This is a genomic window from Nonomuraea terrae (assembly GCF_004348995.1).
Classification (GTDB): Bacteria; Actinomycetota; Actinomycetes; order Streptosporangiales; family Streptosporangiaceae; genus Nonomuraea; species Nonomuraea terrae.
Genome location: NZ_SMKQ01000199.1, coordinates 1 through 16,770, shown reverse-complemented (window position 1 = coordinate 16,770; position 16,770 = coordinate 1). Strand labels below are relative to the sequence as shown.

Below are 16,770 nucleotides of genomic sequence, written 5' to 3'. Positions count from 1 at the left end.
CCAGTCGTCGATCGTCACGTACAGTGCGGTGAGAAGGGTGTTGAGGTCTTTCGTCACACATTGATCCTCGACACCCTTCGTGGTTCCCGCACTCCACACCGCAGGGACTTAGGACTTACTCGTCTAGGGGCCGGTCGTAGGCCCGTCATAATCGGCGCTGTGGTCGCCTTCTCCGCCCGACGGCTCGCCATCGGACTCATCACGGCCGTGTCCTGCGCGTACACGGCGATCGCGCTCCTCTACCTCCTGCAGGGCCCTCTGTACGGCGCGCTGGCCGTGCTCGCGATCCTCGCCGTGGTCATCACCCACCACGTCAACCTGCGGGCCGGCCTGCGCGGCGAGCGCCCGCCCCGCTACCCGCTCACGCTTGTCCTGCAGGCGGTCGTCACCTACCTGCCCGACCCCCTGCTGCCGGGCGGCATGTCGGCGGTGAACGCCCCGCTGCTGGCCGGAACGCTGCTGGTGTCGCTGCCGCTGCGCCTGGCCACGCCGCTGGTCGCCGTGATGATGCTGTACGAGGGCGTGGCGCTGGGGCTGCTGTCGCACTTCCCGCCGGTGATCGTCTGCTTCTACCTGGTCACCGTGCCGACGACGGGCGCGATGACGTACGCGATGGTGCGGTTCGCCCGCGTGACGGCCGAGCTGGAGCAGGCCAGGGCCGAGCTGGCGGAGGCCGCGGTGCTGAAGGAGCGGCTGCGCATCTCCCGCGACCTGCACGACGGCCTGGGCCGCAGCCTCACGGCGATCGCCCTCAAGGGCGACCTCGCGGCCCGGCTCGTCGAGCGCGACCCCGGCTCGGCCCGCACCGAGGTGGAGGAGCTGGCCCAGGTCGCCAGGGAGGCGGCCCACGACGTACGCCAGGTGGCCAGGGGTTTCCGTGCCATGTCGCTGACCGGCGAGGTGCACCGGGCGGTCGCCCTGCTGGAGTCGTCCGGGGTCGGCGTCCAGGCCCACCTGGCCGACGTGGCGCTGCCGCGGCGCTCGGAGGAGGCGCTGGCCTGGGGCGTGCGCGAGGCGGTCACCAACGTGCTGCGTCACAGCAGGGCCACCGTCTGCACGATCAGCACCTCGCCGCACGACGGCACGCTCCGGCTGGAGATCGCCAACGACGGCACCCCACCCGTACCGGACACAGCCGGAACGGGTGGCGGCGGCCTCACGAGCCTCGCCGAACGCGCCGCGCAGGCGGGCGGCTCCTGCACCGCCGCCCCGACCGGCGCGGGCGGCTTCGTCCTGACCATGGAGGTCGCCTTGGAGGGTGCCAGGGACGGCGCCATGGACGGCGCCGCGTGATCCGCGTGCTGCTGGCCGAGGACATGCACATGATCCGCGCCGCCCTCACCGCCCTGCTGCGCCTGGAGAACGACATCGAGGTGGTCGCGGAGGTCACCCGCGGCGACGAGATCCTCCCCGCGGCGCTGCGGGTCCGGCCCGACGTCGCCGTCCTCGACATCGACCTGCCCGCCGTGGACGGCATCACCGCGGCCACCACGCTGCGCGAGCGCCTGCCGTCGTGCCGCGTGCTGGTGCTCACGGCCCTGGGCCAGCCGGGCCACGTCCGCAGGGCGCTGTCGGCCGGCATCGAGGCGTTCCTCGTCAAGGACGCCCCCGGCGACCGGCTGGCGGACGCCGTCCGGCGCACGGCCGCGGGGCTGCGCGTGCTGGACCCCGAGCTGGTCTCGACCGCGATGGCGTACGGCGAGAGCCCCCTGACGCCCAGGGAGTCGACCGTGCTCGGGCAGGCCGCGCTCGGCGCCTCTGCCGAGGAGATCGCCTCCCGCCTCCACCTGTCCTCCGGCACGGTACGCAACTATCTGACCACGGCCATCGCGAAGACGGGGGCACGCAACAAGATCGACGCCATCCGGATCGCCCAGGACGCCGGCTGGCTGTAGCTCAGATGTCGGTGATGCGCAGCCCGGCGTGCGCCTTGTAGCGGCGGTTCACCGAGATGATGTTGGCGGTCAGCGCCTCGATCTGGTGGGCGTTGCGCAGCCGCCCGCCGAAGACACCGCGCACGCCCGGGATGACCTCGGCCAGCGCCTGCACCGTGTCGGTGGCCTCGCGGTCGTCGCCCAGCACCAGCACGTCGAGGTCGACCTTGTCGACCGCGGGGTCCATCAGCAGCACGGCCGACACGTGGTGGAAGGCCGCCACCACCCGGCTGTCCGGCAGCACGGCCGCGGCCTGCTGGGCGGCGCTGCCCTCCTCGACCGGCAGCGCGTACGCGCCCTGCTTGTCGAAGCCGAGTGGGTTCACGCAGTCGACCACGATCTTCCCGGCCAGTTCGGCACGCAGCGACTCCAGCAACGCCTTGTGCCCCTCGTACGGCACCGCGACGATCACCAGGTCGGCCGCGGCGGCGACAGCGGCGTTCTCGTCGCCCTCGACGCCGGCCCCGATGGACCCGGCCGCCTCGTGGGCGCGCTGCGCGCTGCGCGACCCGACGAGTACCCGCCGCCCGGCCAGCGCGAACCGCCGCGCCAGCCCCTTGCCCTGGTCGCCCGTGCCGCCCAGGATGCCGATGGAAAGCCCGCTCACATCTGTCATAGCCCCGATGATGCCAGCCACGCCGCTGCCCCGAGCGCCCCGGCCCCGCCATCATGGCGAATCACTCTCCCCTCGCAAGTCCGTCGGGCACCATGGAGGCATGGACCCAGGATCGGTGGCCTTGCTGCGCGAGCTCCTGGAGGGCAGCGGCTGGCTCGAACGCGCCCGCGAGCTCGGCCTCGCCCTGCGCGCCACCCGGTCCCCCGGCGGCCTGCTGGTGGTGGGGCCGCCCGACGACGAGCCCTGGCACGTGACCGCGCACCTCAGCGACGAGGCCAGGTACGCGGGCCTGCCGCAGCTCACGCCCACCTTGGTGCGCTGGCGGCCGCCCGCCGACGCGCCGGCCCATCTGCGCGTCGGCCTCGACCGCCTGGAGCGCGCCGCGCGCGGGGAGACGCTCTTCGTGCTGGCCGAGCAGCAGGCGCCGGTCCCCCTGCTCGAACGCGTCGACGACGCCAGGCGCACCGGCGCGACGATCCTGGCCGTCCAGGGCGGCGACCCCGAGCTGGCCGGGCTCGCCCATGACGCCATCGCGGTGCCGAGCGGCGGGCCGGTGACGTTCGACGGCGCGCAACACCTGGTCAGCGCGGCGGCCGGCGAGATCGAGCAGCGCCCTGGCCTGCGCGACCGCCTGGCCCGCCTCCTGGAGAAGGTCAGCGGCCCCCGGGTCACCGACTAGATCCATGAAGGGCCGCTTTCGGCGCGCATCAGATTTCTTCATTTGCCCTTCAAAGCGGCACCTCCCGACAATGTCCTCCATGGACTTCCTGCTCACCGTGGTCGGCTGGCTCGGCGCCGCCCTCCTGCTCACCGGCTACGGCCTGGTCTCGTCGTCACGCATGTCGGGCGACGGGCTCACGTACCAGATCATCAACCTCGTCGGATCCGTCAGCCTGATGATCAACAGCGCCTACAGCTCCGCCTGGCCGTCGGTCGGGCTCAACTTCGTCTGGGCCGCCATCGGCGTCGTGGCCCTGGCCAAGCTCGTACGCCTGCGGACGAGGACGGTCGCCGGATGATCGTCGACCTCAGCCACCGCATCACCGAGGGCATGACCACCTACCCCGGCATCCCCGGCCCCGCCCTGGGCGTCCACCTGAGCAGGGAGGACTCACGCGAGGTGTACGCGCCGGGCACGGAGTTCCACATCGGCGTCATCACGCTGACCGCCAACACCGGCACCTACGTGGACACCCCGCACCACCGCTACGCCGGCGGCGCCGACCTGGCGCAGGTGCCGATCGACCGGCTGGCCGACCTGCCCGGCCTCGTCGTACGGGCAGGCGGCGAGCGCGCGGTCACCGTGGACCGTTCGCTGGACGTACGGGGCCGCGCCGTGCTGATCCACACGGGCTGGGACCGTCACTTCGGCACGGACGCCTACTTCTCCGGCCACCCCTACCTCGCCCCCGAGTCGGCCGCCTGGCTGGCCGAGCAGGGCGCGGCGCTGGTCGGGATCGACTCGCTGAACATCGACGACACCCCGCCACGCGGCGAGCGGCCCGCCCACTCGATCCTGCTAGGGGCGGGGATCCCCCTGGTGGAACATCTGACCGGCCTGGCGGCCCTGCCCGACGAGGGCTTCCGCTTCCACGCCGCGCCGCCGATGGTGGCGGGCATGGGCACGTTCCCCGTCAGGGCGTACGCCGTCGTGCCGTAGCGTCACTCCTCGTCCTGGTCCGCTTCTTCCCAGGTCTTGTTGCGGTCGGCGGCGCGCTGCAGCGCCCCGGCCGCCTCCTGCTCCGTGGAGTAGGGGCCCATCCGGTCTTTGTTGGGGCAGCCCTTCTCGGGCTCGACGCGCATGTGCTTGAGACAGAACCACCACTGGCCTTCGCTCACGTGGTCAATTCTGCCCCGTAGACTCATGTTTCATGACGACACTGCTCCAGCCAGGGCGAGTTTCGCCCTTGCGAAAGGTCCCCGCCCACATCGAGCGGCCGGAGTACGTCGGCAAGAAGCGCCCCAGGACCGGCGAGTCGGACGTGAAGAGTCCCGAGATGATCGAGCGCATGCGCGTGGCCGGCAAGATCGCCGCCCAGGCGCTCGAAGAGGTCGCCAAGCACATCCAGCCGGGCGTCACGACCGACGAACTCGACAGGATCGGTCACGAGTTCCTCATCGACCAGGGCGCCTATCCCAGCACGCTGGGCTACAAGGGCTACCCCAAGTCGTTGTGCACGTCGATCAACGAGGTCATCTGCCACGGCATCCCCGACGACACGGTCCTGCGCGACGGTGACATCGTCAACATCGACATCACCGCCTACATCGGCGGCGTCCACGGCGACACCGACGCGACCTACCTCGTGGGCGAGGTCGACGAGGAGTCGCGGCTGCTGGTCGAGCGCACCCGCGAGGCGATGATGCGCGCCATCAAGGCCGTCGCCCCCGGTCGCCAGCTCAACGTCGTGGGCCGCGTCATCGAGGCGTACGCCAAGCGCTTCGGCTACGGCGTCGTCCGCGACTTCACCGGTCACGGCATCGGCACGACCTTCCACTCCGGCCTGATGGTGCCCCACTACGACGACCCGTCGCTGCGGGTCGAGCTGGTGCCGGGCATGACGTTCACCATCGAGCCGATGCTCACCCTGGGCACGATCGAGTACGACATCTGGCCCGACAAGTGGACAGCGGTCACGAAGGACCGCAAGCGCACGGCCCAGTTCGAGCACACGATCGTGGTCACCGAGACGGGCAGCGAGATCCTCACGCTGCCCTGACCCGGCGGCTCACCTGCGGCAGGTCACTCGTGGTGGGGCACCACACCGCTCACGGTCGTGCCCTGCCCGAGCACGCTGTTGACCGAGAGGTTCCCGCCGATCTCGGCGAACGCGGCCCGCATGCGCGCGATGCCCCGCCCCGGCCCGGCCGCGAGGAAACCGCGGCCGTCGTCGCTGACGGTCATGCGCAACCCCTTCTTGCCGGCCGTCACGGCGATGGAGACCGTCCGGGCCCGGCTGTGCCGCTCGACGTTGGACAGCGCCTCGTGGAGCACGGTCATCACGGCGCTGGAGACGGGCGAGGGCACGTCGGTCCGGGGCAGCGCCCAGGTCTCGACCGCGATGCCCGTCCGCTCCGACCACTCGGCGAGGCAGCTCTCGAGCTCCTCCGCCAGGCTCTGCCCCCCGCGCATGCGTGTCTCTTCCGCCAATTGGATCTCGCCTTCCTTGGCACCCGAGCCCACGCCGGTCCCCACTCCGGCGCACCCAACGTCGCGGTGCGCGTCCCCCCTCAAGGCCTACGCACGCTAACTGATGGGGTTATGCCCGTCTCCCCTGTGAGAAAGGCTACCTGTCAGGCCCAGGGACTTGTAGTCGGAAGGTGCAGGCACCATTCCCGCAGCGCTACTCGCCCTTGTCCGCGCGGTTGAGTTTGGCGAGGTAGTCGTTGTAGCTGTCGAGCTCGGGATCTCCGGCGCCGGTGCGGTCGGCCCGGCGGTCGGCCCGCTTCGCCTGCCGGTCGTCGTCGCGGTACCACTGCACGGCGATGGCCAGCAGCACCATGAGGGTCGGGATCTCGCCGAACCCCCACGCGATGGCGCCGCCGTCGCGCTGGGTCTGCAGCAGCGTGTCGCCCCATGTGCGGCCGAGCTGCTCGTACCAGCCCTGGGCGATGGGCGAGCCCATCATCATCAGCGCGATGCCGAAGAAGGCGTGGAACGGCATCGTGACGAAGAGCATCAGCAGCCGGCCGACGTGGGGCAGGCGGTTGGGCCCCGGGTCGACGCCGATGATCACCCAGAAGAACAGGCACCCGCTGAGCAGGAAGTGCAGGGTCATCGCGATGTGGCCGAGGTGCTCGTTCATCGCCGACTCGAACAGCGGCGTGAAGTAGAGCGCGTACGTGGAGGCCACGAAGATGGCCGTGGCGACCCCGGGATGCGTGATGACCTTGGTGAACCGGCTGTGCAGGATCGTGACGACCCACTCGCGCGGCCCCCTGTCGCCCCGCCTGGCCGCGGGCTTGAGCGCGCGCAGCGCCAGCGTGACGGGACCGCCGAGGACGAGGAAGATCGGCACGACCATCGACAGCGTCATGTGCTCGACCATGTGGACGTCGAACATCACCTTGGCGTAGCGCGCGAGCCCGCTCTGGGTGCAGAACACCAGGATCGCCACGCCGACGAACCAGGAGGCGGTGCGGCCGACCGGCCAGTGGTCGCCGCGCCGCCGCAGCCGGATCAGGCCGAGCAGGTAGAGCAGGGCCAGCACGCCGGCGACCGCGGCGAAGAACAGGTCGAACCACCACAGCGTCAGCATGTTGCCGATGGAGAACGCGGGCGGCATCGGGAAGCCGAGCAGTTCGTAGGCCCGGTCGGCGGGGACGCTGAAGGCGGGCGGCGGTGTGCGCGACAGCGCCACGGCCACGCCGACGGTGGCGGCCATGAGCAGCAGCTCGCCGCCCGCCAGCCGGGTGAACGCGCGAGGCTTGCGGCCTTCGAGGTCGGCGAGGGTGCGCTGCCGGTGCCAGTAGCCGACGTAGCCGAGCAGCACGAACGCCACGATCTTGACCACGGCGAGCACGCCGTACTCGGAGGTCCACAGGTCGGACAGCGCGCCGAGGCGGGCCACCAGGCTGAACACCCCGGACAGGCCCACCGCGGCGTAGCACCACAGCGCCACGCGCGAGAAACGGGCCGCGGCCACCTCCAGCTGCGGCCGGCGGAGCACGGCGTGGACGGCCAGCACGCCGAGCCCGCCGACCCACAGGGCGATCGAGAGCAGGTGGAGCGAGACCGAGGAGGTGGCCAGGTCGTGGTTGGGCGAGGAGGAGGTGTGACCGGTGAGCGGCGCCGGCAGCAGCGTCACCATCGCGAACACCAGCAGCCCCGCCGCGGCCCCGGCGGTGATGGCGCCGCGCGAGAACAGCGCGATCGCCACCCCGAACAACACCACGAGCGTCAGCGCGACGCCCTGCGTCGTCTGGGTGGCGTAGCTGGTCAGGATCGTACGGTCGAGGATCTGCGGCACCGTGCGGCCGATGGAGTCGGCGGCGCCGAAGACGATGGCGAGGAACGCGCCGCCCGCCCAGGTCAGCGCCGCCCAGGAGGCGGCCTTGACGTAGGACAGCGCGCCGGCGCCGAGCACGCCCTTGTCGTTGGGCAGCAGCATGGCGGCCATGAGCAGCAGGCCGACGGTGACCAGGCCCGCGGTGTCCATGAGGAGCTTGGACAGCGGCAGGCCCCATCTGACGACCACGCCCGCGTCGGGCAGGCCGGGGATGATCCTGGGGAACGCGCTGCCGCCGGCGATCATGGCGAGGGCCAGGGCGACGACGGCCGCGGCCGCGGCCGCGAGACTGAGACGAGCGGCGCGGCTCACGGCTTCCTTCTTCTCGCGCTCAGCAGGAACCCGATGCCGATGCCGATGAGCGCGCCGACGACGATGATCAGCCACACGGGGTAGGTGACCCCCTCGTCGGCCGCGACCTCGTCGGCGGCCTCATCGGCGGGCACGCTCGCGGCGGCGTCGGCCGGGGTCGGCGGGCCGGCGCTCGCCGGTGGGGCGGCGCCGCTGCTCGCCGAGGCGGCGGGGGCCGGCTCGGCCGGGGCGCTCGCCGACTCCGCCGTGCTCGGGGTGGGCGTCGCGGCGCCCTTCACCCGGAAGGGGATCTCTCCCTCGATCGGGTGCCCGTCGGACGACACGACGCGGTAGGCGATCGTGTAGCGCCCGTCTGGCAGCGGCCCGTCGACGGCCTGGGTCACGACCGCGCCGTCGACCTCGGGCTTGCCGCTCTCGTGCTGGGCGTCGCCGTCGCCCCGCACGATGACGAACGGCATGCGGACCTTGCCGCTGAACTCGAGCCTGACCTCGTCGAGCGACTCGACCGTGGCGTCCTTGGCCGGCGAACTGCTCTTGAGCGCGTCGTGCGCCAGCGCCGGGGCGGCGGTGCCGATCACCAGCAGGGCGGCGAGAATCGCGGTGAGTGCCGCGAGCGGGGAAGTCTTCATGGCACCCCCAAGGCTACCGAGGCCGCCGCCCGGTCCGAACCCCCCTACAGCCCCGCGCAGGACAGCGCCCGCTGGTAGGCCTCGACGGCTCCGTCGGCGTCGCCGAGTTGTTCCAGCGTCTCGCCGGTGGCGTACCAGGTGGAGGCCGAACGGCGGGTGTCGGGCAGCGGCGTCAGCCAGTCGCGGACGGACGCCACGTGGGCGGCGGCCTCCTCGGAGCGGCCGACGGCGCCGTAGATGCGGCCGAGCAGCAGGTGGGCCTCGGCGCCCAGCACGTGGCCGAACTCGGGGACGAGTTCCATGCCGGCCTTGGCGTGCTCCGCCGCCTCGGTGAGGTCACCCGTCATGTACTCGGCGCAGGCCAGCTCGACACGGACACGGGCGCGGTCGACCTGGCTGACCGAGGTCTGGTCGAGCTCGTCGACCGACGCGCGCAGCGCGTCGCGTACGGACTCGGCCTCGGCGGGCCGGCCCCGCAGCCGCCGCTGCTGGAGGGCAACGCGCGTACGGGCGATGCCGCGCGGGTCGCCGGTCTCCGTCTGCACCGCCATCGCGCGCTCGGCGAACGACAGCGCCTCCTCGTGGTGGCCGGTGGTGTGGGCGACGATGGAGGCGTTCCAGTTGGCGGCCACGATCGCGCGCGGCGTGCCGAGCGTGTCGGCGGCGTTGAGCAGCTCGGCCGCGAACTGGCGGGCGCGCAGCAGATCGCCGCGGAGCACGTAGGCCGCCAGCAGGGTGGCGGCCAGCTCGACCAGCGAGTCGCTCCACGGCATGCGGGCGTCGCCCGCCAGCATCTGCTCACCGACCTGGACCGCCTCGCTCAGCCGCTCGCTGTCGCGGTAGGCGCGGCAGAGCACCATGGCCACCTCGACCCGGCGGTCGACGGGCATGTCCTCCGCGCGCAGCTTGAGCAGGATGGAGATCGTCTGGTCGAGATCACCGCACGCTTCGTGGGCGAGCGCAAGCCCGAATTCCGTCTCTTGACGAAGAGCCGTCAACCCTGTCAGGTTGTTGTTCGCCAGCAATTCGGTGAAGCGAGTGCGGGCCTCCCTGACCTCTCCGTTCTCGAGGGCCAGCCGCGCGTAGCCGAGGGCGAGCTCGATGTCCTCCATCTGCTCGGCGGTGACGCCGTTGATCAGATAGGACAGCGAACAGTCCAGCTTTTGTGCCAGAAGTTCAAGAACGGCCCCTGTCGGGGTACGCTTGCCACTCTCGATCAACGAGACGTAACTGTCCGACAACTCGGGGTGCGCAAGCTGTGCCTGGGAGAGGCCGCGTTGCCGTCGAACCGTTCTGATGCGGAGTCCGACCTGGTCAGAAGTGGTCACAGTCGTCGCTCCCTGAGAAGATGATGTCCGAGCAACCCCACAAGGCGAGGGAGAACCCCCAATGCGCATGCGTTTTGCCCTGTCCGCTCTGATCGCCGCCCTTGCTGTCGCGGTGACCGTCGGAGCCAATGCTACGGCCGCCAGCGCCATCGCGTCGCCCGTCTACAACACCATGGACGACATGTACTGCTGCTGACGTGATCCCGGCAAGAGGGGGCACGTCCGTCTGCCAGGCTCGACACCGCACATCGCCGGCAGGCCGGACTCGGACGGGACAACGGCACCGCACTCGCCGTTCAGGACCGCGCCCCCTCTTCACCGGGGTGCCCCCCGAGGTGATCGGGGCGGCCCCGTGTCTCTCAGGGCCAGGAAGAAGTCGACCCTGTCGGCCATCGTCGACAGGTCTCTGCCGGTCAGCTCCTCGATCCGCCTGATGCGGTAGCGCACGGTGTTGACGTGCACATGAAGCTGTTCGGCGCACGCGTGCCACGACCCCGCGCAGTCGAGGAAGACGCCGAGCGTGCGCACCAGGTCGGACTGGTGGCGGCGGTCGTAGTCGAGCAGCGGTGACAGCAGCCGGGCCGCGAACGACCTGCGCACGTCGCCCGGCACCGTGGCCAGCAGCAGCGCGTGCGTGTAGATCTCGTCACTGGTCACCACTCCCCCGGCCCGCGCCTCGGCCAGCCGCCGCGCGTGGCCGGACTCCTCGACGCCGCCCTTGAGCGCGGCCGCGCCGGTCAGCGCCCCGCTCAGCCCGACGCACAGGCGGGTGTCGGGCAGCACGGACAGCACCTCGGCCCCCGCGCGCAGCCGTTCGGCCAGCTCTCCGGTGGTGCTGCCGCGCAGCGGCACGACGGCCACCGCGCCGTCGGCGCCGGCCGCGGCGACGACCTCGCGGCCGAGCAGCTCCTCCACGATCTGGCCGCCGAGCGTGGCGGGGTCGGGCCCGCGGGTGGCGCCCGGCCGCGGGGCGGTGGCGTCGACGATCGCGTACGGCTCCGCCGCCTCGATCCCGCACGTGCGCAGCCGGGCGTTGAGCTCGGCCACGTCGGCCTCCGCCAGCGCGGCCACGAGTTGCTCGATCAGCCGGCGCTCGACCCGGCGGCCCTCCTCCGTACGGCTGCGTTCGAGGCCCACGCAGGCGGCCAGCTCGTAGCCGAGGTCGGCGTGGCCCGTCAGGTCGCCCTCGCAGGCGAGGGCCCATCCGGCGGCGCGGTGGCCGCGGCCGACCGCGAAGATCGTGTGCTCGCCGACCAGGACCGGCAGCCGCGGGGCCGTGAGGTACGCCTTCGCCAGGCGTACGGGATCGCCGGCCGCGCCGACGATCACCTCGCCCGAGGCCGACAGCACGGCGCCGGTGATGCCGAGCTCGGCGGCGGTCAGCTCGAACAGCTCGCGCAGGCCGGCACCCTCGGCGACGGCGGCGACCAGGCGGCGGTGGCGGCCGAGGGCGTCGCGCACGTCGGCCGCGAGCAGCGGCATGACACGCTCGGCGAGCGTACGGAACGACACCTCCGTCGGCACCTCGACCAGCGGCAGGCCGGCCGACCGGCACGCGGCCACCAGGTCGGCCGGCACGTGGCCGAGCCACGCCTGCCCGGCCCCGAGCGCGGCCACCCCCGCCTCGGCCAGCGCGGCCACGAAACGCTCCGAGTCTTCTGGAGCCTGCCGCCACAGCAGGCCGGTCAGCACCAGCTCGCCGCCGCCGAGGTAGCGCCCCGGCTCGGGCAGGTCGGTGATGTGCACGCCGCTGAACTCGCGGCCGGGGTCTCCGGCGAGCAGGGTGAGGCGGAGATCCTCGATGGCCAGCAGGTCGGATATCCGCACTTGGAGGAATATACAAGCCCGGCAGGACAACCGCTGACCCGGATTTCACGCCGGGCGCATAGGAGGGCACCGGGCCGCGGTGCTCTACTCGGAGGATGACGGAGACGGTGCCGCCCCCGGCGGTGACGGACCAGGGCGTCGGCGCGAGCGCCCGCCGGCCCGACGCCACGCTGAAGGTGACGGGCGAGTTCGCCTACGCCTCCGACCTGTGGCTGGACGGCATGGTGTGGGGGGTGACGCTGCGCAGCCCGCACCCGTCGGCGTGGATCCGCTCGATCGACGCGGGGCCCGCGCTGGCGATGCCGGGCGTGCTGGCCGTCCTGACGCACGAGGACGTGCCGGGCGCGAAGTTCTACGGCCTCGACCTGAAGGACCAGCCGGTGCTGGCCATCGACCAGGTCCGCTACCAGGGCGAGCCGGTCGCGGTGGTGGCGGCCGAGCATCCGGAGACGGCCCGGCGCGCGGCCGCGGCCGTCGTGGTCGACTACGAGCCCCGCGAGGCCGTGACCGATCCCCGCAAGTCCCGCGACGTCGTCAGGCGGCAGCCGGTGCGCCGCGGCGACACGTTCGAGGCCGAGGTCGTCGTCACCGGCGAGTACGAGGTCGGCATGCAGGACCAGGCGCCGCTCGGCCCCGAGTCGGGCCTGGCCGTGCCCGCCGAGGACGGCGGCGTCGACCTGTACGCCGCCACCCAGTGGCTGCACGTGGACCGCGACCAGATCGCCCCCTGCCTGGGCCTGCCGCCCGAGAAGGTCCGCCTCACGCTGGCGGGCGTCGGGGGCGCGTTCGGGGCCCGCGAGGACCTGTCGATGCAGATCCACGCCTGCATGCTGGCCCTGCGCCTGGACCGCCCGGTCAAGATGGTCTACGGCCGCGAGGAGTCGTTCTTCGGCCATGTGCACCGCCACCCCGCCTGGATGCGCTACGAGCACGGCGCCACCCGCGACGGCCGGCTCGTCTACGTCCGGGCCGAGATCCTGCTGGACGGCGGCGCGTACTGCTCCTCCACCCCCGCCGTGGTGGGCAACGCCGCCTCGCTCGGCGCGGGGCCGTACGAGGTGCCGAACGTGCACGTGGACGCGACCGGCGTGTACACCAACAACCCGCCGTGCGGGGCGATGCGCGGGTTCGGCGCGGTGCAGGCGTGTTACGCGTACGAGTCGCAGATGGACCGGCTGGCCGAGGCGTGCGGCCTGTCGCCGGTGGAGATCCGGCTGCGCAACGCCGTCTCCCAGGGCTCCCGGCTGGCGACCGGCCAGGTGATCGACTCCCCGGCCCCGCTCGCCGCGATGCTGCGGGAGCTCGCGTCCATGCCTCTTCCCGAGGCGTCCCGCGGCGAGCGCGACCTGCGGACCCTGCCGGGCGGGGTCTCGCAGACCACCCACGGTGAGTCCGTGCGCCGCGGCGTCGGGTACGGCGTGGGGATCAAGAACATCTGCTTCTCCGAGGGCTTCGACGACTACTCCACGGCCCGGGTGCGCGCCGAGCTGGTCGGCGGCGAGCCGCGCGTCACCGTGCACACCGCGGCGGCCGAGGTCGGCCAGGGCCTGGTGACGCTCCAGGCCCAGATCGCCCGCACGGAGCTCGGCATCGAGGACGTCACCGTGGCCGCCGCCGACACCTCGGTCGGCTCGGCGGGCTCGTCGTCGGCCTCGCGCCAGTCGTACGTGACCGGCGGGGCGGTGCGGGCGGCCTGCGAGGCCGTGCGCGAGCGCTTCGGCGGGCTGCCGCCGCGGGAGGCGCTGGCCAGGTTCGGGCCGATCGAGGCGACCCGCGAGTATCGGCACCGGCCGACGTACCCGATGGATCCGGACACCGGGCAGGGCGACTCCCACACGCAACTCGCCCTGTGCGTGCACCGGGCCGTCGTGGACGTGGACGTGGAGCTCGGCCTGGTCAAGGTGGTGGAGCTGGCGGCCGTGCAGGACGTCGGGCGGATGATGAACCCGCAGGCGCTGGAGGGCCAGATCCACGGCGGCTCGGCCCAGGGCCTGGGCCTCGCGCTGATGGAGGAGATCCAGGTCCGCGACGGGCAGGTGCTGAACCCGTCGTTCACCGACTATCTGATCCCCACGATCCTCGACATGCCGCCCATGCAGCTGAAAATCGTGGAATTTCCCGACCCGGCGGCTCCGTACGGATTGCGCGGTGCGGGCGAGCCGCCCACGCTGTCCTCCACCCCCGCCATCGCCGCCGCCGTGCGCGCGGCCACAGGGCTCCGGTTGACTCGCGTTCCGGTCAGGCCGGAAGATATCGCCTTGTCCGATAGCGGTATCACAGAGGGGGCATCCGATGGCAAGCGCGCGTGAGGCGGCCGAGGCTGAGTTCGAGCGCTTCGACACCGACGGCGACGGCCTGCTGACCGCCGACGAGATCAGGAAGGCCAACGACGCGCTGGGCGGGCAGGGCGCCTCCGAGAGCGAGGTCGAGGCGTTCATCGCCGCGGCCGACAGCGACGGCGACGGGACGATCAAGCTGGAGGAGTTCGTCGCGCTCGTGGGCCACGGGCGGCACGAGAAAGCGTGATCTTGACCCTCGTCGGGTAGCTAGCCGACATTCCCCCTGATCAACAAGGGGGATGTCGGTGCTCGACAGGTTTTTCGAGCTCACCGGGCGGGGGACGACCGTCGGGCGCGAGGTGCGGGGCGGGCTCACCACGTTCGTCGCGATGGCCTACATCATCCTGCTCAACCCGATCATCCTCGCCGGCGCGGAGGACGTCACCGGCGCGCGGCTGTCGATCGCCGAGCTGACCACGTCCACGGCGCTGGCGGCGGCCATCTCCACGATTCTCATGGCCGTCGTCGGCAACGCGCCATTCGGCCTGGCGGCCGGGCTCGGGCTCAACGCCGTCGTCGCCTACCAGGCCGCTCCGTTCATGACGTGGGCCGAGGCCATGGGGCTGGTGGTGCTCGAAGGCGTCGTCATCATCCTGCTGGCCGTGTCCGGGCTGCGCACCCTGATCATGAACGCCATCCCGCTGGCGCTCAAACACGCGATCAGCGTGGGGATCGGGATGTTCGTCGCGCTGATCGGGCTCGTGGACGCGGGCTTCGTCGCGCGCGGCACCGGCACGCCCGTGCAGCTCGGCGCGACCGGTCACCTCACGGGCTGGCCGGTCGCGATGTTCTGCTTCGGCCTGCTGCTGATGATCCTGCTGTTCGTCCGCAGGGTGCCGGGCGCCATCCTGATCAGCATCGTGATCACCGCGGCGCTGTCCATCCTGGTGAACGCGCTGGCCAGGGTCCAGCCCGGCTCCTGGGGCGTGGTGACACCGCGCGTGCCGGAGGCGCTGATCTCCGCGCCGCACTTCGGCCTGCTGGGCGAGTTCGACCTGTTCGGCGGGTTCGCCCGGGCGGGGGCGCTCACCGCGACGGTGGTGCTGTTCACGCTGGTGCTGTCGGGGTTCTTCGACGCGATGGGCACGATCATCGGCGTCAGCGACGAGGCCGGGCTGGTCGACGAGCGCGGCCGGGTGCCGCGGCTGGGCCGGATCCTGACCGTGGACGGCGTCGGCGGCGTGGTCGGCGGCGTGGCGAGCTCCTCGGCCAACACCGTCTTCGTCGAGTCGGCCGCCGGTGTCGGCGAGGGCGCCCGCACCGGCCTGGCGAGTCTGGTGACCGGCGCGCTGCTGGGGGTGACGCTGCTGTTCACGCCGCTGGCGGGGGTGGTGCCCGCCGCCGCGGCGGCGCCCGCGCTGGTGCTCGTCGGGGCGCTCATGATGATGCAGAGCAGGAACGTGCCCTGGCACGACCTCGACCTCGCGGTGCCGGCGTTCCTGACGATCGCGCTGATGCCGTTCACGTACTCGATCACGAACGGCGTGGGCGCGGGCGTGATCAGCTACACGCTGATCAAGGCGGTCAAGGGGCGGTTCTCGGAGATCCCGTGGCTGTTGTGGGCGGTCTCGCTGGTCTTCCTCGGCTACTTCGGCATCGACTTCCTGGAGCAGGTGTTCACGTAGGCGGGCGCATCAGGCGGAGGTCGTCGCCCCACGCGTCCAGCACCGCGCCATGCCCGGCCCGCCGGGCCGCCGCCTCCACCCGGGCGAAGAGGGCGCGTTGCGGGGCCGCGTCCGCCGTGGTCGAGATCCGCTGCACCGTGTCCAGCAGCGTGCGGGTGTCCCAGCCCGGCAGCGGGTACCGGGCGAGCTCCCATTCCAGGTACCTGTTGTAGGGGCGGGGACGGCGGTCGAGGGCGAAGAGCAGCTCCAGCAGGAACCTGACGCTGTCGGCGGCGTCGAGGCGGGCGGCGAGGACGTGCCCGTCACGGTCGTTCTTGACCGAACGGTAGAGAGCGTTGGCATAGGCGTCGAGCCACTCGGCGCAGTCCCGGAACGCCTCACCGGCGTCGAGCCGCGCCTTGGCGGCCAGGATCTCCGCGATGCCGCCGCCGAGCCGGTCGAGCACGACCCTGGCGCGGGCGAGCGCGTAACGCTCGAAGCCCGGCATCCCGGCCGCGCGGAACTCGGCGAGAGAGACGAAGACGAGGTCGAGTTCAGGGGTGCGGTGACCGGTGAACCGGCTGAGCTCCGTCGCCGCGCCATCGGCGAGGACGACGTACAGGTCGTGGTCGGAATGCCCGGTGGCCATGCCATCGTGCGCTTGAGACCCCTTCAGGACCAGCCCGACAACGGCAGGGTCGGCGCCGGCGAGCTCGACGAACGCGTGATACGTGAGCGGCTGCTGCATGGGCATCGGGTGGTCTCGTCCTAGCGGATGTCGGCGCTGTTGCAGGCCACGCCGTTGCGGTCGACGTCGGCGTACCACGAGTACTCCACGTGGGTGCCCTGGTAGTAGGGGCCGTCACCGGCGGCTATCGCTTCCTTGCAGGAGGGGTAGCGCTTGTCGGGTACGCGGCCGACGCCGGTCGCGCCCGGCTGGCCCGTGCCCGTGCCCGTGCCTGTGCCCGTGCCTGTGCCCGTGCCCGTGCCCGTGCCCGTGCCGCCATTACCGACCGTGCCGCCGGGGGTGCCGGTGCCCGTCCCTCCCGTGCCGCCGGTTCCGCCGGTGCTTCCGATGCCGCCGGGCGTGCCCGTGCCGCCTGTACCACCGGTTCCGCCGGTGGTGCCGGTGGTGCCGGTGGACGGAACCACCGGGGTGCTGGGCTGGGGGG

19 protein-coding genes are annotated in these 16,770 nt (G+C 72.1%); 10 read left to right on the top strand and 9 right to left on the bottom strand.

What is annotated here, in order from left to right:
* Window positions 1–159 precede the first annotated feature (159 nt).
* Window positions 160–1,293, top strand: coding sequence for a sensor histidine kinase (locus tag E1286_RS38120; RefSeq protein ID WP_132620650.1), 1,134 nt, complete (start codon window positions 160–162; stop codon window positions 1,291–1,293).
* Window positions 1,290–1,895: a response regulator transcription factor gene (locus tag E1286_RS38115; protein WP_132620648.1), complete on the top strand. Its 606-nt coding sequence runs from the start codon at window positions 1,290–1,292 to the stop codon at window positions 1,893–1,895. The genes E1286_RS38120 and E1286_RS38115 overlap by 4 nt, the downstream gene beginning before the upstream one ends.
* A gap of 1 nt (window position 1,896) precedes the next feature.
* On the opposite strand, the gene npdG is transcribed toward E1286_RS38115, so the two are convergent.
* Window positions 1,897–2,550 carry an NADPH-dependent F420 reductase gene (gene npdG / locus E1286_RS38110; RefSeq protein ID WP_132620646.1) on the bottom strand — a complete coding sequence of 218 codons (654 nt, stop codon included), beginning with the start codon at window positions 2,548–2,550 and terminating at the stop codon, window positions 1,897–1,899.
* Window positions 2,551–2,650: 100 nt separating this feature from the next.
* Between npdG and E1286_RS38105 the strand changes: the two genes are divergently transcribed.
* From E1286_RS38105 to E1286_RS38095, 3 genes are all read left to right on the top strand, one after another.
* The gene (locus E1286_RS38105; RefSeq protein WP_132620644.1) at window positions 2,651–3,229 is read left to right on the top strand and encodes a hypothetical protein; all 579 of its coding nucleotides are present in this window, start codon (window positions 2,651–2,653) and stop codon (window positions 3,227–3,229) included.
* 79 nt (window positions 3,230–3,308) lie between these two features.
* Entirely contained in the window at window positions 3,309–3,569 is a 261-nt protein-coding gene (locus E1286_RS38100) for a CBU_0592 family membrane protein (RefSeq protein WP_132620642.1), read from the top strand.
* Window positions 3,566–4,210, top strand: coding sequence for a cyclase family protein (locus E1286_RS38095; protein ID WP_132620640.1), 645 nt, complete (start codon window positions 3,566–3,568; stop codon window positions 4,208–4,210). Before E1286_RS38100 ends, E1286_RS38095 begins: the two co-directional genes overlap by 4 nt.
* A gap of 2 nt (window positions 4,211–4,212) precedes the next feature.
* On the opposite strand, the gene E1286_RS38090 is transcribed toward E1286_RS38095, so the two are convergent.
* Window positions 4,213–4,416: a hypothetical protein gene (locus E1286_RS38090; protein WP_132620638.1), complete on the bottom strand. Its 204-nt coding sequence runs from the start codon at window positions 4,414–4,416 to the stop codon at window positions 4,213–4,215.
* A 5-nt stretch (window positions 4,417–4,421) separates the two neighbouring features.
* Between E1286_RS38090 and map the strand changes: the two genes are divergently transcribed.
* The gene (map, locus tag E1286_RS38085) at window positions 4,422–5,270 is read left to right on the top strand and encodes a type I methionyl aminopeptidase (RefSeq protein WP_132620636.1); all 849 of its coding nucleotides are present in this window, start codon (window positions 4,422–4,424) and stop codon (window positions 5,268–5,270) included.
* 23 nt (window positions 5,271–5,293) lie between these two features.
* Here the strand turns inward: map and E1286_RS38080 are convergent, their stop codons facing one another.
* The 4 genes from E1286_RS38080 to E1286_RS38065 form a co-directional block, all read right to left on the bottom strand.
* Complete coding sequence (locus E1286_RS38080) at window positions 5,294–5,683, bottom strand: sensor histidine kinase (protein ID WP_132620634.1); 390 nt, start codon at window positions 5,681–5,683, stop codon at window positions 5,294–5,296.
* A 211-nt stretch (window positions 5,684–5,894) separates the two neighbouring features.
* Entirely contained in the window at window positions 5,895–7,871 is a 1,977-nt protein-coding gene (locus E1286_RS38075) for a bifunctional copper resistance protein CopD/cytochrome c oxidase assembly protein (RefSeq protein ID WP_132620632.1), read from the bottom strand.
* Complete coding sequence (locus E1286_RS38070; protein WP_132620630.1) at window positions 7,868–8,500, bottom strand: copper resistance CopC family protein; 633 nt, start codon at window positions 8,498–8,500, stop codon at window positions 7,868–7,870. The genes E1286_RS38075 and E1286_RS38070 overlap by 4 nt, the downstream gene beginning before the upstream one ends.
* Before the next feature lie 44 nt (window positions 8,501–8,544).
* The gene (locus E1286_RS38065; RefSeq protein ID WP_132620628.1) at window positions 8,545–9,828 is read right to left on the bottom strand and encodes a helix-turn-helix domain-containing protein; all 1,284 of its coding nucleotides are present in this window, start codon (window positions 9,826–9,828) and stop codon (window positions 8,545–8,547) included.
* Between the two features lie 61 nt (window positions 9,829–9,889).
* Between E1286_RS38065 and E1286_RS51535 the strand changes: the two genes are divergently transcribed.
* On the top strand, window positions 9,890–10,024 hold the full coding sequence (locus E1286_RS51535; protein WP_281282822.1) for a hypothetical protein: 135 nt from the start codon (window positions 9,890–9,892) through the stop codon (window positions 10,022–10,024).
* Window positions 10,025–10,143: 119 nt separating this feature from the next.
* On the opposite strand, the gene E1286_RS38060 is transcribed toward E1286_RS51535, so the two are convergent.
* Window positions 10,144–11,655 (bottom strand): PucR family transcriptional regulator, encoded by a 1,512-nt coding sequence (locus E1286_RS38060; RefSeq protein WP_132620626.1) that lies wholly within the window; start codon window positions 11,653–11,655, stop codon window positions 10,144–10,146.
* Between the two features lie 95 nt (window positions 11,656–11,750).
* Between E1286_RS38060 and E1286_RS38055 the strand changes: the two genes are divergently transcribed.
* The 3 genes from E1286_RS38055 to E1286_RS38045 are packed head-to-tail and all read left to right on the top strand — an operon-like array spanning window position 11,751 to window position 15,619.
* Window positions 11,751–13,964, top strand: coding sequence for a molybdopterin cofactor-binding domain-containing protein (locus E1286_RS38055; RefSeq protein ID WP_132620624.1), 2,214 nt, complete (start codon window positions 11,751–11,753; stop codon window positions 13,962–13,964).
* Window positions 13,948–14,181: an EF-hand domain-containing protein gene (locus E1286_RS38050; protein WP_132620622.1), complete on the top strand. Its 234-nt coding sequence runs from the start codon at window positions 13,948–13,950 to the stop codon at window positions 14,179–14,181. The genes E1286_RS38055 and E1286_RS38050 overlap by 17 nt, the downstream gene beginning before the upstream one ends.
* A 52-nt stretch (window positions 14,182–14,233) precedes the next feature.
* Window positions 14,234–15,619 carry an NCS2 family permease gene (locus E1286_RS38045; protein ID WP_132620620.1) on the top strand — a complete coding sequence of 462 codons (1,386 nt, stop codon included), beginning with the start codon at window positions 14,234–14,236 and terminating at the stop codon, window positions 15,617–15,619.
* On the opposite strand, the gene E1286_RS38040 is transcribed toward E1286_RS38045, so the two are convergent.
* Both E1286_RS38040 and E1286_RS38035 read right to left on the bottom strand, forming a co-directional pair.
* Window positions 15,612–16,352 carry a hypothetical protein gene (locus E1286_RS38040; RefSeq protein WP_132620618.1) on the bottom strand — a complete coding sequence of 247 codons (741 nt, stop codon included), beginning with the start codon at window positions 16,350–16,352 and terminating at the stop codon, window positions 15,612–15,614. The genes E1286_RS38045 and E1286_RS38040 overlap by 8 nt on opposite strands.
* Window positions 16,353–16,366: 14 nt before the next feature.
* Window positions 16,367–16,770 (bottom strand): excalibur calcium-binding domain-containing protein (locus E1286_RS38035; RefSeq protein ID WP_132620616.1); only part of this gene is annotated, 404 nt, incomplete at its 5' end.